We start from the raw sequence: 26,273 nt of genomic DNA, 5'->3' as shown, positions 1-26,273 counted from the left end.
AAAACCCCTATTTCTGCAGGTCAGACCGTATAATCGAGGAGTCTAATTCGGTAGCGAGACTGACCAACTCGCTCGACTCTGAAGGATTTTCTGTGGCTGATTTGGCGACTGCTGTGACGGTGTTGGATGCGAATGGGCGGGCTGGTGTTCCGTCGTTGTTGATCTCGGGTCCGGGTATGGGTAAGTCGAGTCTGGTTCGTGGGTTGGCGGCGTCGGACGGGGTGCTGTGCGAGACGGTCCTCGGGTCGTTGCGTGAACCGGCCGACTTCGCTGGCCTGCCGGTGGTGCGTGAGCACGGGGTGACGTTGGAGGCTCCGGACTGGGCGAAGCGCATTCACGCCGAGGGTGGCGGCTATCTGTTTCTGGACGAGTTGACGACGAGTCCGCCTGCGGTGCAGGCGGCGATGCTCGCGGTCGCGTTGGACCTGAAGGTCGGTGATCTGCAATTGCCGAAGGGAACGCGGGTGATTGCGGGTGCGAATCCTCCCGATTGCGCTGCCGGTGGGTACGAACTGGAAGCGCCATTGGCGAATCGGTTCTGCCATGTGGAGTTCACTCCGTCTGTTGACGAGTGGTTGGATGGTATGGCGACGGGGTGGGCTACGCCGCCCGCCTCGCGTGCGGTGGCGACGGACGAACAGCGCGTGGCGCTGGTGCGTAGTTCGATCACCGGATATGTCCAGCGCAACCCGGAAGCGTTGGACGCGTTCCCGTCGTCGGCGGCGCAGACCGGGGGAGCGTGGCCGTCGCGCCGCACATGGGCGATGTTGGCGGCGGTGTTGCCGCATCTGCGTGACGACGACAACGCGGCGATCAATGCGGTGGTGTTCGGGCTGATCGGTGAGGGGACCGGTGTCGAGTTCCTGGAATGGCGCAGGAATGCCGATCTGCCCGACCCGGTGGCGGTGATCGAGAATCCGGAAACGGCGTTCGACTGGCAGTCTCGTCCGGACCTGGTGTGGGCAGTTCTGTCGGGTGTGACGGCGTGGGCTGCGGGGCGGGGCACTGTCGAGGCGTGGCGCAGCGCGTGGGGGCCGCTGATCGCGGCTGCGGAAGCGGGTGCACCTGATGTGGCGGGCGCTGCGGCGCGGACGTTGGCGAAGGCGCGGCCCGCCAAGGCTGTGGTTCCGGCTGCGGCGAAACGGTTCTCCCCGATGTTGGTGGCTGCGGGTCTGGTCGGTGAGGCGGCGTGAGCGCGGTGCGGGTACTCGACCCGGACGAGTTGCGCCCGTTTCGGTTGGCCCGGTTGGTCTCTGCCGAACAGATGCCGTACTTCATGCGGGCGTTGTTCGCGGCGCAACCTGTGGCTGCGCCGGGGCTGGGCACGTTCGCGGTGGATGCGCAGTGGCGGTTGTATCTTGATCCGGCATTGCTGGTCGGTGCGAACGCCTGGCCGGTCCCGGTGGCGGGTGCGGTCCTGTTGCACGAAGTAGGGCACCTGCTGCGGGCACATGCCGCGCGCGCCGCGTCCTTGCCGAAACCGGTCCAGCACCTGGCGTGGAACTACGCCGCCGATGCGGAAATCAACGATGACCTTCTCGCGGCCGGTGTCGGACTGCCCGAAGGGGTGATCACCCCGGAGTCGTTCGGCTGCGCATCGGGAGGCATTGCGGAGGACTACTACACGAACCTGGTCGATCCGTCTGCCTCTCCATCTCCGAACGCACCCGCAGACGGCGACGGTGATCCGGGGTGCGGGTCCGGTGCGGGGTGCCCTGCCGTGCCCGGCGAGTTGGGTGCGGCAGGGAATGAGGTCACCGAAGGTCTCGACGGCGCGGAGGCAGACCTGGTGCGGCGGTACGTCGCGCAGGCCGTTCGTGAGTCTTCGGGAAAGGGCAGGGGGAGCGCCCCGGCCGGGCTGGTGCGGTGGGCCGGTGAGGTACTGGCACCGCCGACCGTGGCGTGGGATCGGTTGCTGCGTGCGGCGATCCGGCGCGTCTTGGCGGATCAGGCGGGGCGGACGAACTACACGTATTCGCGGCCGTCGCGGCGCGGGATCCCGGGCATAGTCGCTCCGGCGATGCGCGGCCCGTCGATCACGGTCTCGATTGTGGTCGACACCTCGGGATCGATGTCGGCAGACGATCTGGATGCGGCGATGAGTGAGGTTGCCGGGGTGCTGCGGGCTGGCGGTGTGTCACGGGATCGGGTGCGGATTCTGGCCTGTGACGCGTCGAGCACAACGGCGCAGCCGGTTCGGTCCATCGCGGACGTGAAACTGATCGGCGGCGGCACCGACATGCGGGTGGGTATCGACGCCGCCAATGCTGCGCGTCCGCAGCCGCATGTGGTGATCGTCCTGACGGACGGGGATACGCCGTGGCCGGATCGCCCGTCGCGGTCGCATCTGGTGTGCGCGGTGATCGGCAGCGACACGGCTGCGGCACGTACACCGTCGTGGGCATCGACGGTGTACGTGCCGGTCGGCGCGGGAGCGCGTGCATGAGCGCGGCAGGAAACGGCGACCTGGTCCGCTACGCCGACCGAGTGTTGGCCGGTACCGGGATCACCGCGAACCAGGTCGCGGCGGTAGTGGCAGGTGCGGCGACCGATGCGGCGGCGACGGCACTGCGCGCCGGTTGGCGCTGTGCCGCGAATCCGGTGCAGGGAAGCGACGAGGAGCGGGGAGCTGCATGAGCGTGGAATGGTTCGACCTCGCTCAGCGACTCTATGCCGCCGAAACCCGGTCGCCGGTCGCTCGGCTCACGCACACCACGTTCGCGGCGTCCACGGCGGCGCTGGCGGTGCGCGCGGTGGCACGTGGCGGCAGCGTCACCGTGTCAGTGGCCGGGTTCGAGGGCCGCGAGGAACGCGCCCGCGACGTGGATGCCCTGGGACTGCTGGCCGCACACGGCGGCACCATCGTGGGGCGATGCGACCCGGCACCGTTGCTCACCGACGACACCGGCACCCTGCCCGCGCTGGTGACCCTGGCGCGGGCGCACGCACACCACCCGGACCCGCAGGTGGCCGGAGCGGCGGCCATGGTGGCGTGGTGGGCGGATCGGGCAGACCATCCCGGCACGTCGGCGGTGGTGAATCTGGTGGCCGCGTCGTCGGCGCGGTACGTCCTCGGCACCACCCCGGAGGCCGAACGATCGGCGACCACGTGGCGGCAGTGGCTGCGCATCTGCGATGACGGCGTCAGCGGCTTGCATGAGTGGGCCGCGAAGATCAGCGGCGGGCCGCTGCTACCACTACTGGAGCCGATTCACGAGGACGACCGCTATTCGTGGGACCGCGCGCTGTCGGCAGCGACGGCCGGGCATGACTGGTCGCGTCCGGACAACACTGCCAGCGCCGCCATGGGACTGCGCACCCGATGCGATGCCGCCGAGTTGAAATCTGCCGCCCTGCTCGATGATCCGCTCTGGCGGCAACGCGCAGTCCATACCGGGCACGTGGCGGTCGGGGTGGCATCGGTGACCCCGCCGCCGAAAGGGTCGCGTCGGCGCAACGCATCGCTGTCGGTGACCTGTGATCGGCTCGATTCACGGTTACGCGTCGGATCCGAGGTCACCGGCTGGATGGGCACCCCAGCGGACAAGCCCTTCGAGCGGTTCTTTGTCGAGGTCACCTCGGCACAGGTCGTAGAGGGAAAATTAGTCCTCGGTCTCGGCTCGGTCGGCGCACACGCCCCCGCACCGGGAGCAAGGGTGTGCTTGATGCCTGGGCCGCCGTCCCCGCAGACGATGCGCGCGGGTCGGGGCCGATACTGGCGGCTCTACCGTGCCCGCCGTTCCTGGCTCTCCACCGGCCAAACACCGGTCGCTGCGCGGCGTGAGGTTCCCCTCGACGTGCTGATCGCGGGCGCAGAGGACTAGCCCCGGCAGCCTGCACCACAACCCAAAAACTCCTGCTTCACATCACCTTTCGTGAAAGGTTGCACCGTCATGCGCATCCTCGCCCCCCGACCCGATATCCCCAAACCGGCACCCTCGAGCGCACCGGCACCCAGGCCGAGCGCGCCGTCGCTCACGCAGTGGCCGGGATCGCAGATCATGTCCGATCCGATCACCGCACGTGTGCTGTTCTCGGTGTGGTCCGGTGATCCCGCCGTCGTCGTCCCGTCGCCACCCGGTGCGGGCAAGACCCGACTGGTTGCCCTGCTCGCGGCGGCATTGGCGCACCGCGGCGATCTGCGTGTCGGCATCGCGGCCCAGACCCGCGAACAGGCAGTGGAGATTGCGCGGCGCCTCGGCACCCTCACCGATCGCGCTGCACTGATGTGGAAAACGAAACCGCCGAAACCCGACAGCGGCGAGACGCCAGCGGTGTCGGGGCAGAAGGTGCGGTGGCCCGGCGACGTGGGCGCGATCCTGATCGGCACGACCGCCCGATGGCTGTTCTCGGACCCCGACCGGGTCGGCGCCGACGTGCTGATCGTCGACGAATCGTGGCAATGCACCTACGCCGATCTGGGCGCACTCGGCGCCATGGCAAGGCAGGTGGTCTGTGTGGGCGATCCCGGTCAGATCGATCCGGTGGTGACCGGCGACGTGTCGCGATGGGACGGCAGCGATACCGCCCCGAACCTGCCGGGACCGATCGCGCTGCAAGCCGCACACGGCGACGCTGTGGGCGTGGTCCGGCTGCGCCACACCTGGCGCTTCGGAGCGGACACCACCGCCCTGATCGGGCCGTTGTTCTACCCCGACCTGCCGTTTACCTCCCGACGACCACCGGAGCACCTGACCGACGCTGGCGGAGTCGTGCCCGAGTTGGCGCACCGCCCGGTCACGGTCTGCGGTGGCCCGTCCGATCCGGCGCTGGTGACCGCGTGCGCACAGCGGGCGCGGGAGCTGCTCGACGCCGTCCTGGTCACCGCCGAGGACCAGCGACCGATGAGCGCCGCCGATATCGCGGTGGTGGTTCCCCACGTGACGCAGGCGGCGGCGATCCGCGCCCTCCTGTCCGATCACCCGGACGTGCTGGTCGGCACCGCGAACTCACTGCAAGGGCTCGAGCGTGCCGCTGTGGTGGTGCTGCATCCGCTGGCCGGATACCGCACCGCCGAACCGTTCAGCCTCGATCCGGGCCGCGCCTGCGTGATGCTCTCCCGCCACCGCGCCCACATGAGCGTCGTCATCGATGACGCGAGCGCCGAGGTACTCGCCAACACCGAACCCTCGACCGCGCACGCCACCAATACCGCCCTGTTGGCCGCGCTGCACCGCACTCCCGCTGTGTAGCAACTCAAAAGGAAAGGGATTTACGCAATGTCCGATGAAATCATGACCGCATACCACGCAGAACGACTGGCGGACGTCGACTCACCAGCCCAGCTGGCAGCCGCATTCGCGGGGAGGATCCGACCGAACTTCACCTACGAGTACGACGACGATTCTCAGGTCCACGACAACGGCGTCCGCGCGTTGCGGGCAGGGGACGGGCTGATCACCTACGCCCGAATCTGCAATACCGATCAGGAGGAGGCCATGACGGTCTTCGGGGACTTCCTCGGCGATCTGCACCATCTGGCCGATGCGATGGGCGTCGACTGGGACGAAGCACAGCGAAGGGGAGCGGTCCACTACACCGCCGAGTTGTACGGCGCGGATTAAAGGGAACTGACGGCTGGACGGTCCCAAGGACCCGTTCGGCCGGCAGTCCCCGGCACCGGGTGCGCCGGGGACCGGTACTTCCCGATTCGCCTGTGGCCATCACCCGCATCGACCGCGCTGATTGATGCGTGTCACTCTGCGGGCCCACCTGCGTTTCATTCCGCGTGTCGACCTGCGTGTCAAAATGCGTGCAGACACGCGAGTAAAGATGCGTGTGATTCGGCGAGTCCTTCTCTAGCATGAATGCCGAAGGTCCCGGAAATACGCGGCCGTAGGCGGGTTGGTCAGTGGCCGTCCCGGAGTGCAGCAGAGGAGCGAGGCATGGTGCAGGCCGGAAAGCGGAAGGGCGCTCGCCAGCGTCCGACGGGGGTGGGGAACGGACGTGCAGTGCGATCGCAGGATGAAGTTCTCAGCGCAGGAGGAGATTCCGACGTGATGGCACCGACCGTGGGGGCGCTAGCGAAGCTGGAACCGCGGAGGGGTCCGACCAAAGTGCAACTCAATACTCGGGTTCTGGCCTCGACGGAGGCGCGGCTGAACTGGCTGGTGAAGAACCGCAACTTCTCGGTTACCAGCGTGGTTGACGTGGCCCTGCAGGAGTTGTTCGACCGCCACCACGTACCGCCGGCGGACATCGAGGGCCGGATCGTGGAGCAGTAAACGTGACCCGTCCGTGGGAGCAGATTGCACTGTTCGACCTGCACGAACCAGCACCTCCCGCACCCGCCCCGGAGCCTGGCGACGATGCCACCGAGATTGCACCGGAGGAAACAGCTCCAGCGGAACCAGCTTCGGCGGAACCGACGACAACCGCCGCTGCCGCAAATCTGCTGAATGCATCGGCGACCGAGCCGGCGGCAACACCACCCGCACCGGTATGGGAGGCATTGCCCGCAGGAGAGGAAGCCGATGGCCATGCGTTGATCGTGACCGCCGACGGGACCTACACGCCGTCCGGGCGGGAACTGACCGGTTCGGTCGATTCGGTCGAGAAGCTGGACAAGCTGATCCGCTGGGCCGCGCTGACACCGTTGGGCGCCCCCGCACAGATCTGGGTCGTCGGACAGGCCGCGTGCGAACTGCTCGGGTGGATCATCGACCCCGGCAGCGAAGACGACGTCGACGACATGGAAGCCCTTCGCAACCGCGCCGCCCAAGAACTGACCGCCGTCCTCCACGCCACCCTCACCCCACTGCTGAATGCAGGGTGGGAACTCCGTGGCGAACCGGGGCACGTGGTGCACCTGTCCCGCTCGATCGGGAACTTCACCTCCATGGTCGATGTGGTGATCGAACCGTACGTGTGGACCTACTGGAACAAGGACTTCGGTTGGCACAACCGCGTCGGCGACATGGGCATCCTCGGCTCACCCACCGCCGGAACGTATCTCCCGGACGACGACCTGTCGGCGGCACGTGAACTCGGTCGCCGGTTGGCCTGGTGCGCCAAGCACCTCGGGGTGCTCCCGGGACCGACGCCCGCCCGGACCGGCGCCGCCCTCGTCGACAAGATCAAGCGTGAACGCACCCGCAGCGGCAAAGGCATCGTCGTCACCGCACCCGGCTCGGTTCCACCCCTGGACGGCCCGCCGCGGGGAGATCTCGAACCTGCTGTCGGCTGGACCCGCGTCCCGGAGTCTGACGACCTCGACAACGCCCACCGGTTGGTCTCGATTGACCAACGCGCCGCCTACCTCGCCTCCGCGGGCATGCTCGAATTCGGCTACGGGCAGCCCACACACCTGACCGGGGACGCGGCGGCCACTGCGGCGGTGGGGGAGAAGGGTGCACCGTTCGGGCTGTGGCGGATCACCCTGCCGCCCGGGCAAACACTTTCGCTGCCCGAGAAGCTACCTCTGCCGCACCCCCACATGCTCGCGGACCAACCGGTACAGACCTGGGTGACCACGGTCAGCCTCGACGGGCTGTGCTCACCAGTGGCAGACGGAGGAATCGGCGCCGACCGGGGCGACCTCGACATCACCGAGGCCTGGGTCTACCCACAGCAGGGCCGGGCGCTGGACAAGTGGGCCAAAATCCTGCGCGAGGCCCGCAAGGCCGCGGTCGATACCGAAGACGACGCGACGAAGCGGTTCCTCGGCACCTGTTACAAGGGCTACATCGGGCGAATGGTCAACCCGGACATGTGGACTGCGAAGCAGATGCAACATCACCACCAACCGCTCTGGCGGGCGTCGATCATCGCGCACTGCCGGTGGCGCGGCCGCCGTGTCGCGATGCGGATTGCCCGCGAGCACGGCCGCTGGCCGGTCCGCACCGTCACCGACTCCTGGGTGTACCTCCTCGCCGGCGGTGAGGACATCGCCGACGCAAGCGAGGCGCTGGGGAAGATGTCGGTCGAGAAGGACGTGGTCCTCACCGACACCCTCCTGTCCGCCTTCACTTCGGCGCAGGACGTTCACGAGGTGAACCTCGCGATCAAGGCCGCCTTCGCCGACAACGAGGACGCCGCCGACGACGAAGAGGAAGGGGAGGACTGATGGCCCTGCATCTCCCGAAGCCGCGCACCAAGAAGCCCGCGCAGGAGGCGGTCGGCCTCGACGGACTCAAGGTTACCGTTGCCAACGCCGCCACCAGCGGTGTCGAGAAGTCGAAGCAGGTCAAGAGTGGGGGACTCGCCGGGTTGACCAGCAAGGTCTCGGTCAAGCAGTTGCGCAAGGAACTCGGCAACGAGGGCCTGCGGCAGGCGGCGATCGATGCCGGCCGCACACCCCCATCGGCTCGCACGTTGCGCCGGTGGGCGCAGCAAGGCCGGATCCCCCACCCGGACGTCCTCGAGCGAGCCCAGCGCCGTGCCGCGATCGAACGCCTCGGCGGTGTCGATGCCGTGGCCGCCAAGATCGGCCGGTCCCGCTCCGCCGTGTCCCGGTACCGGTCCGGTGAAACGAACGAGTTGCGTGCCGACGCGAGCAAGAAACTCCGCAACGTGAAGGCGCAGGACATCATGAAACGCGCCGGCGTGTTGCGACCGGACGGAACACCGAAGAAGGCCGTCATCCGGGTCAAGGGCGGTGTCATGGTGCGCAACGGCGCCGACGAGGGATACGACTACCGGGTCCGCACCCTGGATTTCGCGAACTCCGACACACCGTTCACCAGTGAAGAGTCCCGCGAACTGGCCGCCGCACTGGCCAACGACGATCACGCCCGCGTCGTGGCACTGCTCGAGCGGCACGCCACCCTCGACTACCCCGAGAACAAGGGTTTCGACAAGTACAGCGACCAGTTCGGATTCCACTTCGACCACATCGACTCCGTCCACATCGACTGGATCTAACAGTCCTCCACTACCTCGGCTGGCCGCGCCGAAGGTCCACCGGGCTGCTAGGGCATGTCTCCCAATAACTTGAGCCACTCGACGATGCCGGCGAGCAGGAATCCGGCGCGGTAGGTGAGGGCGAGTTTGTCGTAGCGAGTGGCCACCGCACGCCACTGTTTCGCCTTGTTGAAGGCCCGTTCGACCACGTTGCGCCCCTTGTAGGACTCCGGGTCGAAGTTCGGTGGCCGCCCGCCCGCGCGGCCCTTGTTCACCCGGTTCGCTGCCTGATCGGTCTTCTCGGGGATCACCGCCTTGATGCCTCTGCTGCGCAGCAGTTCCCGGTTTGCCCGTGATGAGTACGCCTTGTCGGCCCGGACCTCGTCGGGGCGCGTGCGGTGCGCTCCGCCCGCGAGCCGCGGCACGCAGATGCCCTCCAGCACGTGGGCGAACATCGGACTGTCACCGGCTTGGCCTGGGCCGACCAGCACCGACAGCGGGCGCCCGTGACCGTCGCACGCCAGGTGCGCCTTGCTGGTCAATCCGCCCCTCGACCGGCCGATGCCGTGATCGGCAGGCTCGTCACCGAGGTTCGTGTAATTCGGTAGATCCCCCTGTGTGGCGGGCGGCGTTCGCACCGTGCTGATGGACCCGGACCACTGTGGAATCGACAGAGACCGCCCAGTCCAGGTTCCCGCCGGCGTCGGCCATCGCGACCAGAGCCGTCAGCACCCGATCCCAGGTTCCGTCTCCGGCGTAGCGGCGATGTCGCTTCCACACCGTCTTCCACGGCCCGAAATGCGACGGGAGATCTCGCCAGGGCAACCCGGTCCGCAGTCGATACAGCATCCCCTCGACCACCACACGATTGTTCCGGAACTTCCGCCCCCGGAGCCCATCGGAACTGGGCAACAGCAGCGCGAGCAACTCCCACTGCTTGTCCGTCAACACCTCAAACCGATCAACAACGTCTGCCACACCGAAGAGTCTGCAGCACAACACCACAAATCATTGGGAGACACACCCTAGATCGACACCGTGCTCCTCACCTCGCCGTGGGCGTGGCAGGCCGGGGACAGCGGTCTGCCCACCCAGCGGGTCAACTACCGCTGTCCGCCGGATAGAGGGGCGAGCGCGCCCATTGCCTCCATAGACAAGAGGGTGGGATGTTTATCCCACAGGCTGTGCTGACATTCGCGGCCCCCGTGGGCGTGGTCCGGGGGAGACCCCGAGGGCCGCAAGTGGACGCCTCTCGTCGTCGGGCAATGCGTTGGCTCGCCACTTCTTCACCGCCTGGTAGAGCCACTGGCCTACCTGTTCACCGTCGGCAGTGACATAGTTCGCGGGAACGAGTGCGTCGCCGTGCTCTTCGCGGTAGGCGGCAATTTCGGAAAGCATCCGTCGCCGCTTGCCGTCGGCCGGTGACACGGCAGGAAGTGGAAGATCGTCATCACTCCACACGAACCCGATCGCATCGAGTTGCGCAATGCGTTGGGGCGGAAGGGTGCCGAGCATACGGGCAACCCGCTGGCGGTCCTGCCAAAGTCCCAGTCGAAAACCGCATTCGGTGACATAGTCGACGGGCACCACGATTCGGGGGTGATGGCGGCGAAACGCAGCGTAGAGCTGCAGAGGTGAGGCTGAGGACCGGTTTGCCCGCATCGAAATCACATCCTTTGTGAAAGCCGTCAAGCGTTGCCCGGATAGTCATTACCCCAAGTATGTCAACCTATTTGACGATCTGTCACGGAAGTCGACACGTGTTGGGTTGCAACTTGGCAGGTGCGAGAGCCGGTGGAACTCACAAGTCTGATCACCAGCGTGAAGAGACCTTTCGCGCTCGCGCACCGGCACGCCGAGGGCCTGGGCCCGTCCCCCGGTGGAGGAAAGCGCGCTCCCGCGTCCTAGCGCTGGCCTGATCACTCCAGCCTGTGCCACGGCGATGTCGGTACGCCGTCACCCTCATGGACATGGCGTATTCACAGGTCAAGCCTGGAAACGTCCGGATCGGTTCTCGGTTCAGAGGTTCCAGAGTCGGAGCACCGCGGCTCGCAGGCTGGCTGAGACGATGCGGTGGTCGGTGCGCAGCCGGGGATTAGGGTGCCCGACGTCGGCAAGCCATACTTCTGCGTCGGTCACCGCGATCGGCTCCAGGTCCATTCGGGTGCGCAGTTGGTACGCCACCGCTCGGCGGGTGTGCGGGATCGCGATCGGATCGGAGTCCACGACCGCGGGCGGGTAGAGCCATTCGTTGTCGGCGGTGACCTGGAGCAGGACGTCACCGCGCTGGAGCTGCCCGCGGCCGCCGGGGGTGTCGATGCGGAACCATTCGAGCTGGTACGTCGCCGCCGGCCCCGCAGACGTACGGTGGCGGCTGGTGTGGGCCGCCCGCTCGTGTTCCTCCGCGGCGCCGGGTTGGTAGTCGGTGATGTGCCACAGGAACATCCGGGTTACCGGGGTGGGGAGGAAGTCGGGTTCGGCACGGTTGCGGCCGCCGATCCCGGGCAGGGGGACGGCGCGGCCGATCTGCCAGATAGCGGTGGCGTTGTCGAGAAACACCTGGTCGACCTCGGTGATCTCCTCGATACCGTCGATGAACTTCCGCACGGCGGCGACAATGTCGGGGTCCTCGGTGATGACCACGGCCTCATCGGCGATGGTGGAGCTGTGGGAGGCGTTGGCGGAACCGATGACCGCCCGCCGATCGGTGACAATCACATTGGCGTGCAGATTCGGTGACGACAGCACCCGCACCCCGGCGTCCACGTAGTGCGCGAGCGCGGCCGGGGAGGTCGCGTGTGCGCGCACCGCGGCCCTCGAGGCGTTGACGACGAGGACGTCCCCGGCACGCAGCGGCAGCAGAGTGGGCGCGTCCTCTCCGAGGTAGGCGATCGCGCCATGCCGAGGTCCGCGCGTGCGGATGGCGCGGGTGATGTGCGGCCACGGACTCGGCCCGTGGAAGGTGATCCCCATACCCGAAAAGGGTAGCGGGGATGACCGCTTCGGCCGGTTGTTGGCCGTCGCTGAGAATGCAGACGATGGCGTCACGGAATTTGCAGACGCAGGTGTCGCCGTTCGTCGGCAGGCTGACGGGCCCGTCGGCACGGTGACTGCTGTGCGTCATTGTGAACGCCGCCGATCGGCACGATGACGGACGTACCCGGGCACGGCAAGACCGGACGGGACAGTTTTGTCAGCCGCTGCGGGGTGGGGACAGCAGACGTCCCTGTGTGTAGATCCCGATCAGGTCCCACGGTGGATCGGGGAACCCGAAGCGGCGACGATCCTCGACCGCGGCCGCCGACAGGACGCACAGTGCGTCCCCGAGCGGATTCCCGACGTACCGGATGGTGCAGAACGCCTCGCGGGCGACGAGGCCCAGCCGCTCGGTACCCCGGCGATGTAGCCACTGCACATGCTCACCGGTAGTGCGACGTAGCCAGCGGCGCACGGTCGATTCCGGGCGGCCCATCCGCTCGGCGATCCTCCGGAACCCCAGGCCTTTCGCCTTGTGGGCCAACGCATTCCCGATCACCTCGGCGGTGTCGGCCCGGCGCACCTGCAGGGCGGTGGGCAACAGGATGTGCGTGGCGCCGCAGTCGCGGCAGCGCACCCTTGTGGGCGCACGGTCAGGGTCGTCTCGCGGACGGTGCGGGCACGCCCGTGTCCCCACCTGGCCACCGTGCCCCGGCACTGCGGGCATCGCATGGTGCCGGCGTCGAGGAAGGTGTCGGCCTCCTCGGGCCGGCGTATGACGATCACAGCCGATGACTCCGCTCATGGTGGGACCAGTGTCGACGACTACATCCAATCGCACCAGGGGCCGGTTCGTGTTGGTAGCAGCGCTTCTCACGGCACGCCGTCACGCCGGACGACGAACGACGTCGCCGCCGTCACCGCACGGTCGTGTCCGCCCGATCCGGCATCGCTCATCACGGCTGTTCTCGTTCCTCGGCACGGTGACGATGCAGACGATCGGCCCTCTGCCCGGAACCCATCTGCATCACGGGTGACGGTTGGTGGCCCCGTGGTCGTCATATGCAGAGACGCTCAACACCGGTCGGCCCCGGATGACCCGGCGCACAAGCAAGGCCACCATCTCACTCGTGAACTACAGGTGACTGCTCACTCGTGAGTACGGGTGTCTGCTGTCGAAGGACGTTTCCCCGTGCCTCGGGTGGTTTTCTCAGGCAACACACCTTTTCTTCTGCAGTGTGTCGGCGCACGCCGCGAGAGCCGATGGCGTGTGAGTGTAGGAGTTTCAGGCGGTGGGCTGGCGTCGAATGAAGTCGGCCATTCCCGGGACGGTGAACGCGATGCGACCGTGCTCGGGAGACCAGACGAGGCCCTTCTTGATGGCGGAATCACGGACATCACTGACCGCGGTCGTCGCCACCCCCATGGCTGCGGCGACCTTCCCGGACCGAGGAGTGGGCTCCCCGGCTTCCGCGATGGCGCGCAGGTACCGGCGCTCCCGATCGGTGGCCCGGATCCACCGAGACGGAAAGAACCCGTCATCGAGTGCTCGACGGCCCTCTTCGACCGCGGTGTGGGCGTCCTCGGCATCGAATGGGGAGGTGGGGGCGGTGTGCCAGATCGCCTTGCCGAACTCTTGCAGGAAGTACGGGTAGCCGCCGCTGGCTTCGACAAGGATCTCGAGCGCGTCCGGGGTGAACGCACCCCCGTGCGCCTCGACCGGGACCCGGAGCGCGTCGGCGGCATCGGCCGGGGAGAGCGGGCCGATGGTCCGGTAGGAGAATTGCCGTTCGGCGTAGGAGCGGCTGTCGGCGAGCACCGCCGGTAGGCTGGGCAGACCGGCACCGATGACGAAGAACGGCCATTCACGTTGGCTGGCACGGTGCTGCACCGCGAGCAAGGCACCGAGCAAATCAGGGTCGAGGTCCTGCATTTCGTCGATGAACAGTCCGAACGCGGCACCCTTCTTGCGCATGACGTCGCTGATCGCTTCGACCAACTCCTCGAGGTCGAGGTCGATGTCGCCGCTGGCGGCACGCCCACCGAGGGCGATTTCGATCTTGGCCGGGCCCAGGCCGACACCGAGGGTGAAACCCCTCGCGAGGGAGACGAGATCGTCGATGACCTTGTGCAGCTGGTGTTTGCGGCTGAAGCGGCGCAGACCGACGGCGAGTTCGTAGCCGAGGCGGGCGCGGACCGCGGCGATCCCGGCCTCGTTCGGTCTGGCCTCGATGGTGATCGCCAACCATCCCTGCCGCTCGGCGTGCTCGGCCAGGTTGTTGAGCAGGGTGGTCTTGCCGACCCCGCGGAGCCCGGAGAGCACCATCCCGCGGTCATAGTTGCCTCGCTTGCTGCGGGCGACGAGCAGATCGAACTCCTGGCGCTCCTGGTCCCGGCCCTCCAGAGCCGGGGGTCGCAGGCCCGAGCCGGGTTTGAACGGGTTCAGCGCAGGATCCATATCGGTAAGTATAGAGGGTTATGGGAAGGATGCCATAAACCTCTATAAGTTGCGATAGGTGCCGAGAGGTCCGGTTCCTGTAGGGTCTCGAGATCGGTGGCGGAATCTCACGGCGAGTGGCGGGCCGATGGCGGATCCGCCATCGGTGTGAGACACGCCCATTTTGAATGCAAGGTCATTGGGTCGACCGGGGTGATGATCGATGGTGAGGGCTGCGGTGGTGTGGCCCGCTTCGGCATCGAGGTTGTCTGATGGTCGTTGATCTTGATCCACGCCCGACATCGGTTGTGGCGAACGTCCGCCGCAGCGCCGATGGTGTTGAATGCGAGGCTGATTGGGACGCCCTAGTGCCGGAGTCGCTGGTCGGCGCCGCTGCGCCGTGGCGAACGTTCCGCTGGTATCACGGTCAGAAGCACTATTCCGGTGCGTATTGGTCCAGCACGGAGCAAGCGTTGGTGATCTACGAGTCGCGGCTGGAGTTGGCTCGACTGCTATTGGCAGATTTCGATCGCTCGGTGCGGCGCATTCTCGCTCAGCCGTTCCTGCTCGAAGCCGACGTGGCGGGCGCGCGACGACGGCACGTGCCGGACTATCTGCTGCTGAGCGACGATGGTCCGGTTGTTGTTGACGTGAAACCCGCTTGGCGACTGGCGAAACCGGAGGTCATGCAGACGTTTGCGTGGACGCGGCAGGTGGTGGAGTCACGTGGATGGCGGTACCAGATTGCCAGCGAACCGGCGGAGACAGAATTGAGCAATGTCCGATTCCTCGCCGGGTATCGCCGTGACTGGCTGTTCGACGACGACTTGCTGGCGGATCTGCGTTCGGTCGACTTGGACGGCGCCACGCTCGGTGAGGCCGTCCGATGCCTGTCCGACCGGCCGGAACCTGTCATGCGATCGACTGTCCTGCACTTATTGTGGCGACACCATTTCACGGTCGACTTGAGCAAGACCCTGAGTTCGGACAGCGTGCTGGGAGAGCGTTCGTGAGCGGCGCGGGTGTGCGAGTCGGCGTCGGGACTCGGTTCCTCTACGACGGCGAAACCGTCGAGGTAGTGGAGATGGTGTCGACCGCTTCCGGGAACGAGGTCGTCGTCAAGGACGCGACCGGCCGGCAGTATCGACGCTTCGCGCTGAAGGAACTCCTGGCGTGCGAACGCGCCAGGGTGATCCCGGACAGCCCCGGCCCGGCGAGCGACGATGATCAGGAAGTCGCCAGCGTAGTCCTGGCCCAGCTGACCACGACCGAGCAGGAGCAACTCACCGCGCGAGCAGCCCATGTGCGCGAGGTACTTACCGGATATCGATCCGGAAACCCGCTGATCGCCGGCCCCGGCGAGCCTCGCCCCCAATACAGCGAGAATGTCGCGTTGTCGGACCGGTATGCCGCGAAGGCCGCCGAGTTAGGGGTCGGAGTTCGCACGATCGAGCGCTGGGCCGGCAAGTTCCAGAAGGCCGGCGAGGCCGGGCTGGCGGTGCGGCGCGACCCTTCGTCAGTGAGTTCGACGAGAACCGATGACCGGTGGGTGGAGACGGCCCTGGAAGTGATGGTCGAGCACACCGATCAGTCGCGGCCGTCGCGGACGATGGTGATCGAGCGTGCGAATGCCCGGGCGGTCGCCCGGTTCGGGGCGGACGTGGTGCGGCTGCCCTCGCGGGCAACGGCGTTTCGGGTGCTCGAGGAGTTGGAACGGCGGCATCCGACGTTCCGGCTGAGCACCAAACGCAATCGGGATATCGCGGCCCGACCGGACGAGCCGTACGGGAAGCTGCGCCCGACCCGACCAGGTGAGTACCTGCTGATGGACACCACCCGGCTGGACGTGTTCGCCCTGGATCCGGTGACATTGCGCTGGGTGCAGGCCGAGCTGACCGTGGGAATGGACTGGTACACCCGCTGTATCGTCGGTATCCGGCTGACGCCGGTGTCGACGAAGGCGGTGGACGCCGCCGCCACGTTGTATCAGGCGTTCCGGCCGCGACCGGCGGGCAAGGACTGGCCCGCGCATGCAGTGTGGCCCGAGCACGGCATTCCCCGGTCCCTGCTGGTCGACGCCTCGGCGATCGACGGTCCGATCGCCGGGGCGGCGAGTCCGGCGCTGGCGCCGGAGACCATCGTGATCGATCACGGCAAGATTTACGTCTCCGAGCATCTGACCAGTGTGTGTCAGCGGATGGGGATCTCGATCCAGCCGGCCCGGTTGCGGACCGGCCGCGACAAGGGGCCGGTCGAGCGGTTCTTCCGCACCATTCGGGAGGACCTGTTGCAGGCTTTGCCCGGGTACAAGGGACCGGACGTGCACTCGCGGGGGGTGGCGCCGGAGTCGGAGGCATTCTTCTACCTCGACGAGTTGGAGGCGATCATCCGGGAGTGGGTGGCGGTGGTGTATCACCACCGGCCGCACGAGAGCCTGCTCGATCCGCATCTGCCGTCGGTGAAGATGTCGCCGGCGGTGATGTTCGAGCACGGCATCGCCCGCGCCGGCTACATCGAGGTGCCCCGCGATCCGGACCTGGGATACGAGTTCCTCAAGGTGGAGTGGCGCACCCTCCAGCACTACGGTTTCGAGGTGCACGGTCGCCGCTACCACGGCGATCTGCCGCCCGGGTGCCGCGACGGTGCCAGCCCGTACCCGGACCGGGGAAAGGGCAAGGGCCGGTGGTGGCCGCTGCATGTCGACCCGGACGACGTCACCCGGGTCTATCTGCGGGATCCGACCTCGCGGCGGTGGTATCCGCTCGAGTGGGAGCACGCCCGGTCGATGCAGATGCCGCTGAGTGAGGACGCTTTGGCGTTCGCGCGCCGGTTGGCGAAGGCGAAGTACACCTACCCCGACGACCGGATCGCGGTCGCCGACCTGCTCGAGCGCTGGAACCTCGGCCTCGGGTCGAGCATGACCGAGCGCCGCATGGCGTTGCGTATGGCACGTGAGGACACCGCGCTCGACCTCGACCCGGACGAACCGACCGACGCGACCGGACCGCCATCAGTGACGCGTCACGACGCGACGGCGCCGGTCTACGCCGCGCAGGACGGCAAGGACATCGGTGACGACGACGCCGAGGACGAGCTGAACCGACCCGACGACGGCGACGATTTCTACGCGGATGCGCTGGAGTACCTGTGACGATCGCGCTGATCCGGCAGCGTCTGCAGGACTGCGCGCCGCTGGGTAATGTGGCGCTCTCCCGTAAGGAGGGGTGGCGGGAGTTCGCCGACGCGCCCGCTCTGGTCGCGCCGGCGGTGTTGACCCGCACGCAGCTGCAGGCGTTGAGCGCGGACGACGCCGAGGTCTACAACCATTTCCGGCAGCTGTGGCACGCGAATCTGGGGCCGATCCGGACGCCGCAACTGACCGCGTTGCACGAGCAGCTCTCGACCGTGGTCGACAGCAACCTCCAGTTCGGCGACAAGGCCAAGGGGGCGGTCGCGATCGACGCCTATCCCGGCCTGGGCAAGACGACGTCGGTGTTGGCGTTCGCCAAGGCGTTTCATCGCCGCGAGATCCGGATCAAGGGCACCCACACCCGCGACGGGCACCAGCGGTGGCCGGTGTGCCGGGTCGGGTTGACCGGCAACACCGGCCTCAAGGAGTTCAACCGGGCGATGCTCGAGTTCTACGCCCACCCCGGGACCACCCGCGGCACCAGCGCCGACCTGTCCCGCCGCGCCCTGGACTGCGTGACATCATGTGAGACAAGACTTTTGGTGGTCGATGATCTGCATTTCCTGCGCATGCACGCCACCAGCGGCGTCGAGATCAGCAACCACTTCAAGTACATCGCCAACGAGTTCCCGGTCACCGTGGTCTTTGTCGGGGTGAAGCTGGCCGAACGCGGCCTGTTCGCCGAGGCGCAGACAGCGCGGCGCACCACGTTGGTGGGGATGCAGCCGTTCCTCATCGACACCGACACCGGCCGCCGCGAATGGCGGACCATGCTGCTGGCGATCGAACAGGGACTGGTGCTCGCCGACAAATATCCCGGCATGCTCGCCGACGACCTCTCGGACTACCTGTTCACCCGCAGCACCGGCCACATTGGGTCGCTGATGGTGCTGATCAACCGCGGCTGTCACCGCGCCGTCGTCACCGGCCGTGAGCGCCTCGACGCCGGCGTATTGGACGGGGTGAGCAACGACGAGGACGCCGAGACCGCGCGGCGAGAACTCGCGGCCGCCCTCGAGGCGCGGCGCATCACCACCCGGCCGACACGCCGCCGCCGATGACCGGGGTGCGGTCCCTGCCGATCCGGGTCGCCCCGCTGCCCGGCGAGGCAATCGATTCCTGGCTCGAGGCCATCGCGCACCGCACCGGCACGGCGTTCGGTGACCTGGACACGGCCCTGCACCGCGAGGACCGGACTGCCGCCGAAAGGGTTCGGCGCCCGAGCGTGTGGCCGGTGCACCTGCCTCCACGGGAAGTGGACACCATCGCGGCGGCGGCGGAACTGCCCGCGGCCACTGTCGAAGCGATGACGTTGGCCCGCTACGACGGCATCGCCCTGTCGCTGAACGGTAGGAAGGGACGTGCGGCCGCGGGCCTGCCGTGGGGTCGCGGACGACGATCCCGATACTGCCCGGCCTGCCTCGCCGTCTCCGGCGGGCGATGGCAACTGCGCTGGCGGCTGGGGTGCGTATTCGCCTGCAGCGAACATCACTGCCTGCTGGCGGATACCTGCCCGCACTGCGGAGGCTTCCAACGGTGCAGGCGTCCCCTCCGTGAGGTGATTCCGAGTCCGGGCCGCTGCGCCCACTGGAGTGCGGACACCGCTGCGCCGAGTGGGCTCGCCCGGTGCGGGGCGGACCTGACCTCGGCACCGGTGACGCGGTTACGCGCGGATCACCCGGCGTTGTGGGCCCAGCAACTCGTGCTCGATGTCCTCGCGGCCGGCCAGGGCACCTTCGGTGTATACGCCGAGCGTCCCCTCGGGGCCCGCGAGGTTCTGGCCGATCTGCACGCAGTCGCATCCCGCGTCCTTGTCTACGGCACCGACGCGGAGATTGCCGAGCGGGTCCCCGCCGGCCTCGCCGACGCGCTGGCCCGGGTTCGGTCGTCTTCCGCATCGGAAGCACTGACGTCACGAGGATCGGAGCTCTCTGGTGCCGGCGGAGCGATCGCAACCGCCGTTGCGGTGACCGCGGCCGCCGCTGTGCTGGATCGGCCCGACATCGCCGACGCCGGTGAGGCGTTGCGGTGGCTGGTGCACGGCGGTCGGCGCCTGGGCCGGCAGGTCAACGCCGGCGTCAAGGGCGACTGGGGCAGCGCCACCAGCACGAGATTGGCGGCCGTCCAGCTCGCCGCGTTGCGGCCCCTGTTCGTGCGCGCCGTCGATCAGCTGCGGTATCGCAGCGCCGCCGACCTCCCGAGCTACCCGACTGTCAGTGCCACCGCCGTGAACGACGCCGCCCGCCGCATCCCGACCCTGCTCTGGCCGGAATGGTCGCTGCGGTTCACGGTGCCGCCGTGCAGCCCGGCGCAGGTCCGACCGGCCTTGTCGGCAGCACTGATGCTGGTGGGCACCACGCTCACCGTCGGCGAGGCCGCCGACCGCCTGGGATCGGCGGTCCGAGCCGACGGGGTCACCCGCACGCTGGCATGCCTGCGGAGCTCTCCTCGGTGGGACGACACCCTGACCGCGCTGATCCGGCTGGCAGACCACCTCGCCGCCGAGCCGCCACCGATCGACTACGAGCGGCGGCGCCATTTGGACTACCGCGGCTTACTACCCGACGACATGTGGAAACAGATCTGCCGCCGGACCGGAACACCCCCCGGCGCCGGTCAGAAGGCGGACTTCGCCCGCTGCCTGTTGTTCGAACGACTCAGCGGGCTCCCCGCCGACCGTTCCCCGTTCCTCGCGGCCGGCTACGACGTCCGCGCGAAACTGTCCGAGTTCCCGCGCGCCCTTACCCCCGCCCTGGCCGCGCAGGTCGACGCGGCGGCCCACCGGTTCCTCGACGATCAGGGGCTGGGCGAGGAACCGGTCTACTGGCATCCACCCCGGGACTTGCTCGACGGGCTTGACCTGCCCGGACCCGATCCGAATTCAGTGGACCTCGCCGCCCTCCACGACCTGACCCGCCGCGACCACACCGCGCTGTCGGAGATCGCACGGCAACTGGACACCACCCTCGATGTGATCCGCCACCTCCTCGTAAACCACCCAGCACCCGCATCGCCCCCTGCCGCAGAGCGGTTCGGACGACGCGCAACCCAGGCCGCGGCAGAGGAGGCGGTGAGCCGGACGGAGTTCGTCGACCTCTACTGCGTGCAACGCCGCACCCTCGCCGAGATCGCCGCGATGATCGGAGTCAGCAGGAAGGCGGCAGGTCGGCTGGCACGACACCACGGCATCACACCCCAGTCCGGTCGGCCCCCGGTCGATCCGGCATGGCTTCACGACCAGTACGTCACCCAGCGGCGAACACTGCGGGAACTCGGACACGAGACGGGGCGCAGCGTGCCGCAAATGAGCCGGATCGCGAAGGATTACGGCATCCCGATTCGCCCACCGAGCGAGGCCTGCCGTACCGGCGACGCTGCGCGCCGACACCGGACGTCCCAGTGAGCGCGGCGATCCCCTGACGCGTCAGGTGGCGTCGGTTGATTCGTCGCCGTCGGAGTCCTCGACAGTGATGTGGATATCGCCCGGTCGCAGCAATTTCAAGACGGGACGGTCGAGGCCTAGCTTGGCGCCGGACTGGGTGATGGATTCGCGGAGATACGGGTAGACGGACATCACTCCGACACGCTCGACGAACTCTGTGATGATCGCATCGGAGGCTTCGATCGGCTCCCGGAGGGTGAAGACCGCCGAGGCGTCGGCGAGGTACTCGCCCCCTGAACCGGAGACGGTTGCCCGGCATCGAACTTCCAGGAGGAGTTCTTCGCGGCGCAGCGCAATCTGGATGGACAGTGGAGTTTCTTCCACGTCGGGTTTGCGCCGAGCGCCCGTTTCGAAGAACACGATATCGGTGAGCTCCGTCAGCTCGAGGAACTCGCGGGCGTCCGCGACAGTGCGAGGAGACGATGTTTCTGTCATACGGCTAGTGCATAGCTCGACTGAAAGCTGTCCCCGGCCCAGTCGCGGCTGATTCCGACAACGGCAGGGGCGAACCCGACCTTCGCCTCGAGATGTCCGCTGATCTTCGGCGTCCTTCTCGGGGCACCGACGAGTGCCGCGTCGATGCGGACATGGTCGTCCATCGAGGGGAACTCGATGTCGTCGATCTTGTAATCCTGTCGGCGGAGCCACGCGACAACATCTCCCCACAACCACGCGCCGCCACCGACCAGGTTCACCGGCGCCGGGAAAGGGTCCGATTGCATGCGGTCACCGCGCACCCAGTTTCCGACTGCTTGCCGCGATACCTCGGCTCGGTCGGCGATGTCCTGGCGGGTGACCAGGTCGGGGTACGACCGCACGACCGGGAGGCCGCGTGACGACAGCACTGCCGCAGCGTCCAGCGCCGCGGTCACCGCGTCGTCACCCTCGGCGGTCACCGTGGCAAGCGTCAAACCGCTGTGCGACTCCACCACGATGTCCAGCAGTTCCTCGACCGCCGCGATCCGGGTATCACCTGGGCCGGAGACTTCTGGGGTCACGAAAATAAGCTCGAATTCGGTCGGGGACATGACCCCAGCTTCCTCATCCCCGATGCTGTTGTCAACTGGAAACAGCGATCGTTATTTCATCAGCTCGTGCCGGTCAGGGCAACGTGATGCGGATCGTTTGACCCGCTTGGCGGCGTTTCCGGGGTTCCTGGACGTCCCGGGGAGCGTGATGAAGTTCGCTCGCCCGTCAGTGCAAGGGCAGTAGATCGCGTACTTGTGCCCCTGTTCCCGCAGGCGCCAGCCCTTGTTCTTCACGAGGTCCTCGACGACCGCATAGACCTCGCTGTCCAGCGACCGCCGGGCATCCTTGAGGCTGACTTCATCCCACGCCTCACCCATTCGCCGGCCTCGGGTGCGGGGCCGCGTGCCGAGACGCGCCTGTGCCCACACGGTGGCGACAGCGTGTGGGTTTACCGGGCTCGGTGTTGATCGGAACCTCCAACGTCGTCGCGGCCACCTGAGTCAGGAAACGGACCTTCCAGAACCTCCTGCACTGCGCACAGAGTTTAGGGCTAGACACCGTCACCGAGCGTTTCTGTCGGACCGGCAGTGATGTGGACAGCTCCCACACCCGCGGAGCACGATGAACTGTGACATCAAGTGCCTGATACACGACGGCACAGAGATCACGGCGTCGGTTGCCCCTCAGGGACTTACCCCGGAACGAGGCGATTCCCCGACGCGAGTCGGAGACCGGGTCGGCACGACCCAAGGAGGGATCGGCATGATCGGCCGGAGCGAAACATACTGGCAGCAGCGCATCCACGCCGATCGTTGCAGCGGTGGCGCCGACCTCCCGCCCGGCGGGATTCCCGACGATCCCGTCGACCTCCTCGAGAACTATCGGCCCACCGCGAGGTGTTCCGCCGCCGCTCGGCGGCCACAGCACCCCGACCTCTGAGCACCCGCCGCGGCCCCGACCCGGTGCCGGCGCGAGCCCTGCGGTGCGCTGATGTGTGGGCGGCCATGTCCGCGGGTAGACCCCCAGATGTCGCCCGGCGGGTGGTGTGCTCGAGGTGATGCTGCAGTGCGCGCGATGCGGCGAGCCCGGGGACGATCACCAGGATCAGCAGGGCGATGTTGGTCATCGATGGGTCCTCTCACGGGGTCGGGAATGGTAGGTGTCGTGGTCACGTCGGTGCGGGCGAGGATCGGCGCTCTCACGGCGGCGGCCGCGGCGGCGGTGGCGGGTCCGATCGGCCTCGCTCATGCCACCCCAGATCCCGTAGGGCTCACCGGCGGTGAGCGCGTGATCGCGGCAGACGGTGCGCACCGGGCACTGCGCGCACAGTTGCCGCGCCTGCTGTTCGCGGTGGACGCGAGCGGAGCTGCGTTCACCGTCGGGGGAGAAGAACATCGCGGTGCCGGCGCCGTGGCAGGACCCGTGGCGCTGCCAGCCCCAGTCGGCGGGGCGGGGCGGCGTGTGACGGTGCGGGGAGGTCATGGATCCTTTTGGGTGCTCGGGTGCTCGGGTGCACGCGACCGGCCGGTGCGCCGACTTGGGTCGAAACGTGGTGTGCGAGGCGACCCCTCGACGCCGCGCACACCACGGCATCGGTCGAGGCCCCGCGTCGAGACAGCGGACGGATCGCAGTGAGCGGCCAGCGTGCGACGGGGATAAGTGATCGGCCGACAATGTGACAGACGATGTTGCCGGATCGCCGATCCCTGGCTCGAGTTCGGCGGGCATGGGACGACATCGCAGACGAGGAGGGAAGGCCACACTGTTCGGGGCCTCTTCCGCGTCGCTCGTCACCGGGGTCCGGGGCAACGAGGTTCACCTCTCTCGCCACCGGGGTCCGGGGTAACGTGACGCGTGCTCCACATGATAACGACACGCTGGTCGGTTTCTCCAGCCCGACCCCTCTTCGTTCCCGGTGACCCGGCGGACCACCGCCGTAGGGGCGGCGTATTCTCGACGGTGTTCCTCGAGAAAATCCCCCATCCGAGTCCGGATTCGAGGAATATCGGCCCCGACGTAACCCCCCGACGCCGGGGCCCCTCACTGTCCGTCAGGTCCGGACCCGTCCGTCGGCACGCAGGTTCGGACACCATCCCACGGGCACGACCCTGGCGATGCATCTGCCCGGGGAATCGTAGCCCCAGCGGGGCATGCCCTCAGTGGTGGTCGCCGCTGGCTCTTTCCCGGGCGGGACCGTCCCCCAGGCGGGTTCGGCCGCGGGACGCTGGGCGCCGACGTCGCCCGGTTGGTGTGGTCTCCGGCTCCGGTGCCGCGTCACCGGTGGGCTCGCGGGCGGGTTCGGCGGAGGTGGTGCCGGGGTCCTGTTCGGCACGGAGTTGGGCGTTGTCCGCTTCCAGGCGGCGGTTGTCGCGTTCGAGGTCGCCGGTGCGGGTCTCAAGGTCGAGGACCCGGCCGATGCCCACGAGGTTGACGCCGGCGTCGATGAGTTCGGCGATGCGTTTGAGCCGGGCGAGGTCGTAGTCGCTGTAGCGGCGGGTGCCCCCGGCGGTGCGGCCGGGGGTGATCAGTCCGTAGTCCTCGTACAGGCGCAGCGCCGCAACCCCGAACCCGGACAGCTCGGCGGCCACCGAGATGCCGTAAACACCACGCACCGACGGTGATTCGGCCTCGGGCTGCTCGGACTTCTCGGACATTTTCGTGCTCCGATCGGGAATTTTCTCGCACAATCTCTTGTCATAGTCTACGACAGATGCTATAACGAACCTACAGCATCTGCTGGAAGTTTACCTGGTGGAATGAAAGGGTTTCAGGAGGTGGACATGATGTTGATGCGGACGGATCCGTTCCGCGACCTCGACCGTCTGACGCAGCAGATCCTCGGTACCGCGGCCCGTCCGGCGGTGATGCCGATGGACGCCTGGCGGGAAGAGGACCGGTTCGTGGTGGAGTTCGATCTGCCCGGTGTGAATGCCGACTCGCTGGATCTGGACGTCGACAAGAACACGCTGACCGTGCGCGCCGAACGGGCCGCACTCGACGACAACCAGGAAATGGTCGCCGCCGAGCGCCCACGCGGGGTGTTCAGCCGGCAGCTGTTCCTCGGTGAGAATCTCGATGCCGACAAGATCGAGGCGAACTACGACGCCGGGGTGCTGCGGTTGACGATCCCGGTCGCGGAGAAGGCCAAGCCCCGCAAGATCGAGATCAGCAGCGGACATTCCGAGAGGAAGGCCGTCAACGCCTGAGACGAGAAGGTTCGGGAGGGGGTGAGCAGAAGATGACACAGGCGAACATGGTCGCCGAGGTGAACGCCACCGACACCAAAGAGCGCACCGAACACGAGATGATGTGGCCGTGGCACGAACTCGAATACGCACAGCTCGTGGCCGATTCGGACCGCATCCTCGCCGACGCGCTCACGCCGCAGGCCGTAGTCCTGCTCCACCGGGTGGCCACCGCACCGGCCGGCCCGCCGCGCCCATCCCCTCCCACATCGCCGAGGTGGACGGTGACGGCTCCGCCGGCCCCCGGAATCCGGGCCACGCAACGCTCACCTCCGAGACCGAGAAACCCGATCTGTCCACAGACGAGCACAGTTGGTCGTCGAGCACGAAAGGGGTGATGAACCCACACGAGTGCATCAGCTGACCGGGTTCGCCCGCTGCCGCCTTGTTCACCTGTCATTGCCTTCCCGCGCGGCGCGGCGAACCCGCTTTCGACCACACCGTCCGGCACCGCCGACCCGCCGAGTGAGAAACGTGACGGCGCCGACCGCCGATCCGGCAAACCCATGCTCGGAGTGTCGGATTCGACCGGGGCGCACCGCCATTGACTGGCAGACGGTAACCATCGGCCGTGCCGGGCGGGCAGTGCCCACCCGATAGTCGTGACAAGCGGGGGCGGTCCCTTCGTGCGGGTCGGGCCCGCCCCGCCTTGGTGGTTCCGGCATCCCGAGCCCGGGACCACCTTTCTCGTGCACCCGGCACTAAAAGAGGCGAGGGTGATGGCCACCGAGCAGGATCCGTATCGGGTGCTGGGACTGTCCTCTGCGGCGTCGCAGTCCGAGATCGCCAGCGCCTACCGGCGACTGCTGCGCGAACACCACCCCGACACCCGCACCGGCGACCAACCCACCGACCCGGCCGCGGACGAGCACCTCCAGCACATCCTGACCGCGTACGCCCTGCTGCGCGACCCGCAGTCCCGGGCCGCCCACGACCGGGAAGCGACCGAGCGGGAAGCAGCCCGACGGGCGGCGGCCGAGCGATTGGTCGCCGAACGATCGGCCGAGCGATTGGCAGCCGAGCGGGCGGCCGAACCCCGGGCCCGCCCCGGACGAGCGCCGCGGGTCCCGGTCCCGCCGGGGATCCGCGTGATCGTCGTGGTCGACACCCCACCCCCGCCGCGGCGACCGGCGACCGGCCTGTGGATCGGACCGGTCCGACGACACCGCTGAG

27 protein-coding genes are annotated in these 26,273 nt (G+C 67.7%); 17 read left to right on the top strand and 10 right to left on the bottom strand.

Annotation, left to right across the window (positions count from 1 at the left end):
- Positions 1–92 precede the first annotated feature (92 nt).
- From GO592_RS41650 to GO592_RS41610, 9 genes are all read left to right on the top strand, one after another.
- Positions 93–1,193, top strand: a complete 1,101-nt coding sequence (locus tag GO592_RS41650; protein ID WP_012686791.1) for an ATP-binding protein — start codon at positions 93–95, stop codon at positions 1,191–1,193.
- Positions 1,190–2,446, top strand: coding sequence for a vWA domain-containing protein (locus tag GO592_RS41645; RefSeq protein ID WP_007299932.1), 1,257 nt, complete (start codon positions 1,190–1,192; stop codon positions 2,444–2,446). Before GO592_RS41650 ends, GO592_RS41645 begins: the two co-directional genes overlap by 4 nt.
- Positions 2,443–2,637: a hypothetical protein gene (locus tag GO592_RS41640; RefSeq protein WP_007299931.1), complete on the top strand. Its 195-nt coding sequence runs from the start codon at positions 2,443–2,445 to the stop codon at positions 2,635–2,637. The genes GO592_RS41645 and GO592_RS41640 overlap by 4 nt, the downstream gene beginning before the upstream one ends.
- Complete coding sequence (locus GO592_RS41635; protein ID WP_007299930.1) at positions 2,634–3,824, top strand: hypothetical protein; 1,191 nt, start codon at positions 2,634–2,636, stop codon at positions 3,822–3,824. Before GO592_RS41640 ends, GO592_RS41635 begins: the two co-directional genes overlap by 4 nt.
- 69 nt (positions 3,825–3,893) lie before the next feature.
- Entirely contained in the window at positions 3,894–5,192 is a 1,299-nt protein-coding gene (locus tag GO592_RS41630; RefSeq protein ID WP_007299929.1) for an AAA family ATPase, read from the top strand.
- A gap of 27 nt (positions 5,193–5,219) precedes the next feature.
- The gene (locus GO592_RS41625) at positions 5,220–5,564 is read left to right on the top strand and encodes a hypothetical protein (RefSeq protein ID WP_007299928.1); all 345 of its coding nucleotides are present in this window, start codon (positions 5,220–5,222) and stop codon (positions 5,562–5,564) included.
- Between the two features lie 243 nt (positions 5,565–5,807).
- Entirely contained in the window at positions 5,808–6,224 is a 417-nt protein-coding gene (locus GO592_RS46800; protein WP_373418959.1) for a hypothetical protein, read from the top strand.
- Positions 6,225–6,226: 2 nt separating this feature from the next.
- Positions 6,227–8,065, top strand: a complete 1,839-nt coding sequence (locus GO592_RS41615) for a hypothetical protein (protein WP_012686794.1) — start codon at positions 6,227–6,229, stop codon at positions 8,063–8,065.
- Positions 8,065–8,862 carry a hypothetical protein gene (locus tag GO592_RS41610; protein WP_007299925.1) on the top strand — a complete coding sequence of 266 codons (798 nt, stop codon included), beginning with the start codon at positions 8,065–8,067 and terminating at the stop codon, positions 8,860–8,862. The genes GO592_RS41615 and GO592_RS41610 overlap by 1 nt, the downstream gene beginning before the upstream one ends.
- 47 nt (positions 8,863–8,909) lie before the next feature.
- On the opposite strand, the gene GO592_RS41605 is transcribed toward GO592_RS41610, so the two are convergent.
- The 5 genes from GO592_RS41605 to GO592_RS41585 all read right to left on the bottom strand — a co-directional run bounded on the left by GO592_RS41605 (position 8,910) and on the right by GO592_RS41585 (position 14,275).
- Positions 8,910–9,819 (bottom strand): IS5 family transposase gene (locus tag GO592_RS41605; RefSeq protein ID WP_231869098.1). Its coding sequence is split into 2 segments (ribosomal slippage): positions 8,910–9,443 and positions 9,445–9,819, totalling 909 coding nucleotides; the frame shifts between segments, so codons are not numbered across the junction.
- 192 nt (positions 9,820–10,011) lie between these two features.
- A complete protein-coding gene (locus GO592_RS41600) occupies positions 10,012–10,503 on the bottom strand; it encodes a helicase associated domain-containing protein (RefSeq protein WP_080512611.1) in 492 nt (163 codons plus the stop codon).
- A 357-nt stretch (positions 10,504–10,860) separates the two neighbouring features.
- Positions 10,861–11,814 (bottom strand): phosphatidylserine/phosphatidylglycerophosphate/cardiolipin synthase family protein, encoded by a 954-nt coding sequence (locus GO592_RS41595; RefSeq protein WP_202715263.1) that lies wholly within the window; start codon positions 11,812–11,814, stop codon positions 10,861–10,863.
- Positions 11,815–12,034: 220 nt separating this feature from the next.
- Complete coding sequence (locus tag GO592_RS41590) at positions 12,035–12,544, bottom strand: helix-turn-helix domain-containing protein (protein ID WP_237737256.1); 510 nt, start codon at positions 12,542–12,544, stop codon at positions 12,035–12,037.
- A gap of 558 nt (positions 12,545–13,102) precedes the next feature.
- Positions 13,103–14,275 (bottom strand): ATP-binding protein, encoded by a 1,173-nt coding sequence (locus GO592_RS41585; RefSeq protein WP_012686800.1) that lies wholly within the window; start codon positions 14,273–14,275, stop codon positions 13,103–13,105.
- A gap of 251 nt (positions 14,276–14,526) precedes the next feature.
- Between GO592_RS41585 and GO592_RS41580 the strand changes: the two genes are divergently transcribed.
- The 4 genes from GO592_RS41580 to GO592_RS41565 are packed head-to-tail and all read left to right on the top strand — an operon-like array spanning position 14,527 to position 20,847.
- Positions 14,527–15,267 (top strand): TnsA-like heteromeric transposase endonuclease subunit, encoded by a 741-nt coding sequence (locus GO592_RS41580; protein WP_012686801.1) that lies wholly within the window; start codon positions 14,527–14,529, stop codon positions 15,265–15,267.
- Positions 15,264–17,405 (top strand): DDE-type integrase/transposase/recombinase, encoded by a 2,142-nt coding sequence (locus tag GO592_RS41575; protein ID WP_007300057.1) that lies wholly within the window; start codon positions 15,264–15,266, stop codon positions 17,403–17,405. The genes GO592_RS41580 and GO592_RS41575 overlap by 4 nt, the downstream gene beginning before the upstream one ends.
- Complete coding sequence (locus GO592_RS41570; protein ID WP_007300058.1) at positions 17,402–18,505, top strand: TniB family NTP-binding protein; 1,104 nt, start codon at positions 17,402–17,404, stop codon at positions 18,503–18,505. The genes GO592_RS41575 and GO592_RS41570 overlap by 4 nt, the downstream gene beginning before the upstream one ends.
- A complete protein-coding gene (locus GO592_RS41565) occupies positions 18,502–20,847 on the top strand; it encodes a TniQ family protein (protein ID WP_007300059.1) in 2,346 nt (781 codons plus the stop codon). The genes GO592_RS41570 and GO592_RS41565 overlap by 4 nt, the downstream gene beginning before the upstream one ends.
- Before the next feature lie 21 nt (positions 20,848–20,868).
- Here the strand turns inward: GO592_RS41565 and GO592_RS41560 are convergent, their stop codons facing one another.
- The 3 genes from GO592_RS41560 to GO592_RS41550 all read right to left on the bottom strand — a co-directional run bounded on the left by GO592_RS41560 (position 20,869) and on the right by GO592_RS41550 (position 22,232).
- The gene (locus GO592_RS41560; protein WP_007300060.1) at positions 20,869–21,321 is read right to left on the bottom strand and encodes a hypothetical protein; all 453 of its coding nucleotides are present in this window, start codon (positions 21,319–21,321) and stop codon (positions 20,869–20,871) included.
- Positions 21,318–21,884: a helix-turn-helix transcriptional regulator gene (locus tag GO592_RS41555; RefSeq protein ID WP_231869100.1), complete on the bottom strand. Its 567-nt coding sequence runs from the start codon at positions 21,882–21,884 to the stop codon at positions 21,318–21,320. The genes GO592_RS41560 and GO592_RS41555 overlap by 4 nt, the downstream gene beginning before the upstream one ends.
- 81 nt (positions 21,885–21,965) lie before the next feature.
- Entirely contained in the window at positions 21,966–22,232 is a 267-nt protein-coding gene (locus GO592_RS41550) for a hypothetical protein (protein WP_007300062.1), read from the bottom strand.
- A gap of 385 nt (positions 22,233–22,617) precedes the next feature.
- Here GO592_RS41550 and GO592_RS41545 point away from each other — a divergent pair, with 385 nt between their 5' ends.
- Complete coding sequence (locus GO592_RS41545) at positions 22,618–22,794, top strand: hypothetical protein (RefSeq protein ID WP_007300063.1); 177 nt, start codon at positions 22,618–22,620, stop codon at positions 22,792–22,794.
- A gap of 183 nt (positions 22,795–22,977) precedes the next feature.
- On the opposite strand, the gene GO592_RS41540 is transcribed toward GO592_RS41545, so the two are convergent.
- Positions 22,978–23,337: a WhiB family transcriptional regulator gene (locus tag GO592_RS41540; RefSeq protein ID WP_007297519.1), complete on the bottom strand. Its 360-nt coding sequence runs from the start codon at positions 23,335–23,337 to the stop codon at positions 22,978–22,980.
- A gap of 674 nt (positions 23,338–24,011) precedes the next feature.
- On the bottom strand, positions 24,012–24,509 hold the full coding sequence (locus GO592_RS41535; RefSeq protein ID WP_007297518.1) for a MerR family transcriptional regulator: 498 nt from the start codon (positions 24,507–24,509) through the stop codon (positions 24,012–24,014).
- Between the two features lie 129 nt (positions 24,510–24,638).
- Between GO592_RS41535 and GO592_RS41530 the strand changes: the two genes are divergently transcribed.
- The 3 genes from GO592_RS41530 to GO592_RS41520 all read left to right on the top strand — a co-directional run bounded on the left by GO592_RS41530 (position 24,639) and on the right by GO592_RS41520 (position 26,272).
- A complete protein-coding gene (locus GO592_RS41530) occupies positions 24,639–25,061 on the top strand; it encodes an Hsp20/alpha crystallin family protein (RefSeq protein ID WP_007297517.1) in 423 nt (140 codons plus the stop codon).
- A gap of 32 nt (positions 25,062–25,093) precedes the next feature.
- Positions 25,094–25,438, top strand: a complete 345-nt coding sequence (locus tag GO592_RS41525; RefSeq protein ID WP_007297516.1) for a hypothetical protein — start codon at positions 25,094–25,096, stop codon at positions 25,436–25,438.
- Positions 25,439–25,819: 381 nt separating this feature from the next.
- Positions 25,820–26,272 carry a J domain-containing protein gene (locus GO592_RS41520; protein ID WP_007297515.1) on the top strand — a complete coding sequence of 151 codons (453 nt, stop codon included), beginning with the start codon at positions 25,820–25,822 and terminating at the stop codon, positions 26,270–26,272.
- The last annotated feature ends 1 nt before the right edge of the window (position 26,273 follow it).

The organism is Rhodococcus sp. 21391 (assembly GCF_016772255.1).
Lineage (GTDB): Bacteria > Actinomycetota > Actinomycetes > Mycobacteriales > Mycobacteriaceae > Rhodococcus_F > Rhodococcus_F opacus.
Note: the sequence above shows the minus strand (reverse complement) of the source record. Positions and strands in the feature narration are given on the sequence as shown.

Coding starts and splice junctions, on each gene's coding strand:
- GO592_RS41630 (WP_007299929.1), top strand. CDS start 3,894: ATGCGCATCCTCGCCCCCCGACCCGATATCCCCAAACCGGCACCCTCG.
- GO592_RS41580 (WP_012686801.1), top strand. CDS start 14,527: ATGGTCGTTGATCTTGATCCACGCCCGACATCGGTTGTGGCGAACGTC.
- GO592_RS41560 (WP_007300060.1), bottom strand. CDS start 21,321: ATGACAGAAACATCGTCTCCTCGCACTGTCGCGGACGCCCGCGAGTTC.
- GO592_RS41625 (WP_007299928.1), top strand. CDS start 5,220: ATGTCCGATGAAATCATGACCGCATACCACGCAGAACGACTGGCGGAC.
- GO592_RS41520 (WP_007297515.1), top strand. CDS start 25,820: ATGGCCACCGAGCAGGATCCGTATCGGGTGCTGGGACTGTCCTCTGCG.
- GO592_RS41595 (WP_202715263.1), bottom strand. CDS start 11,814: ATGGGGATCACCTTCCACGGGCCGAGTCCGTGGCCGCACATCACCCGC.
- GO592_RS41590 (WP_237737256.1), bottom strand. CDS start 12,544: ATGCCCGCAGTGCCGGGGCACGGTGGCCAGGTGGGGACACGGGCGTGC.
- GO592_RS46800 (WP_373418959.1), top strand. CDS start 5,808: ATGCCGAAGGTCCCGGAAATACGCGGCCGTAGGCGGGTTGGTCAGTGG.
- GO592_RS41585 (WP_012686800.1), bottom strand. CDS start 14,275: ATGGATCCTGCGCTGAACCCGTTCAAACCCGGCTCGGGCCTGCGACCC.
- GO592_RS41640 (WP_007299931.1), top strand. CDS start 2,443: ATGAGCGCGGCAGGAAACGGCGACCTGGTCCGCTACGCCGACCGAGTG.
- GO592_RS41530 (WP_007297517.1), top strand. CDS start 24,639: ATGTTGATGCGGACGGATCCGTTCCGCGACCTCGACCGTCTGACGCAG.
- GO592_RS41565 (WP_007300059.1), top strand. CDS start 18,502: ATGACCGGGGTGCGGTCCCTGCCGATCCGGGTCGCCCCGCTGCCCGGC.
- GO592_RS41535 (WP_007297518.1), bottom strand. CDS start 24,509: ATGTCCGAGAAGTCCGAGCAGCCCGAGGCCGAATCACCGTCGGTGCGT.
- GO592_RS41525 (WP_007297516.1), top strand. CDS start 25,094: ATGACACAGGCGAACATGGTCGCCGAGGTGAACGCCACCGACACCAAA.
- GO592_RS41635 (WP_007299930.1), top strand. CDS start 2,634: ATGAGCGTGGAATGGTTCGACCTCGCTCAGCGACTCTATGCCGCCGAA.
- GO592_RS41540 (WP_007297519.1), bottom strand. CDS start 23,337: ATGACCTCCCCGCACCGTCACACGCCGCCCCGCCCCGCCGACTGGGGC.
- GO592_RS41550 (WP_007300062.1), bottom strand. CDS start 22,232: ATGGGTGAGGCGTGGGATGAAGTCAGCCTCAAGGATGCCCGGCGGTCG.
- GO592_RS41600 (WP_080512611.1), bottom strand. CDS start 10,503: ATGCGGGCAAACCGGTCCTCAGCCTCACCTCTGCAGCTCTACGCTGCG.
- GO592_RS41545 (WP_007300063.1), top strand. CDS start 22,618: ATGATCGGCCGGAGCGAAACATACTGGCAGCAGCGCATCCACGCCGAT.
- GO592_RS41610 (WP_007299925.1), top strand. CDS start 8,065: ATGGCCCTGCATCTCCCGAAGCCGCGCACCAAGAAGCCCGCGCAGGAG.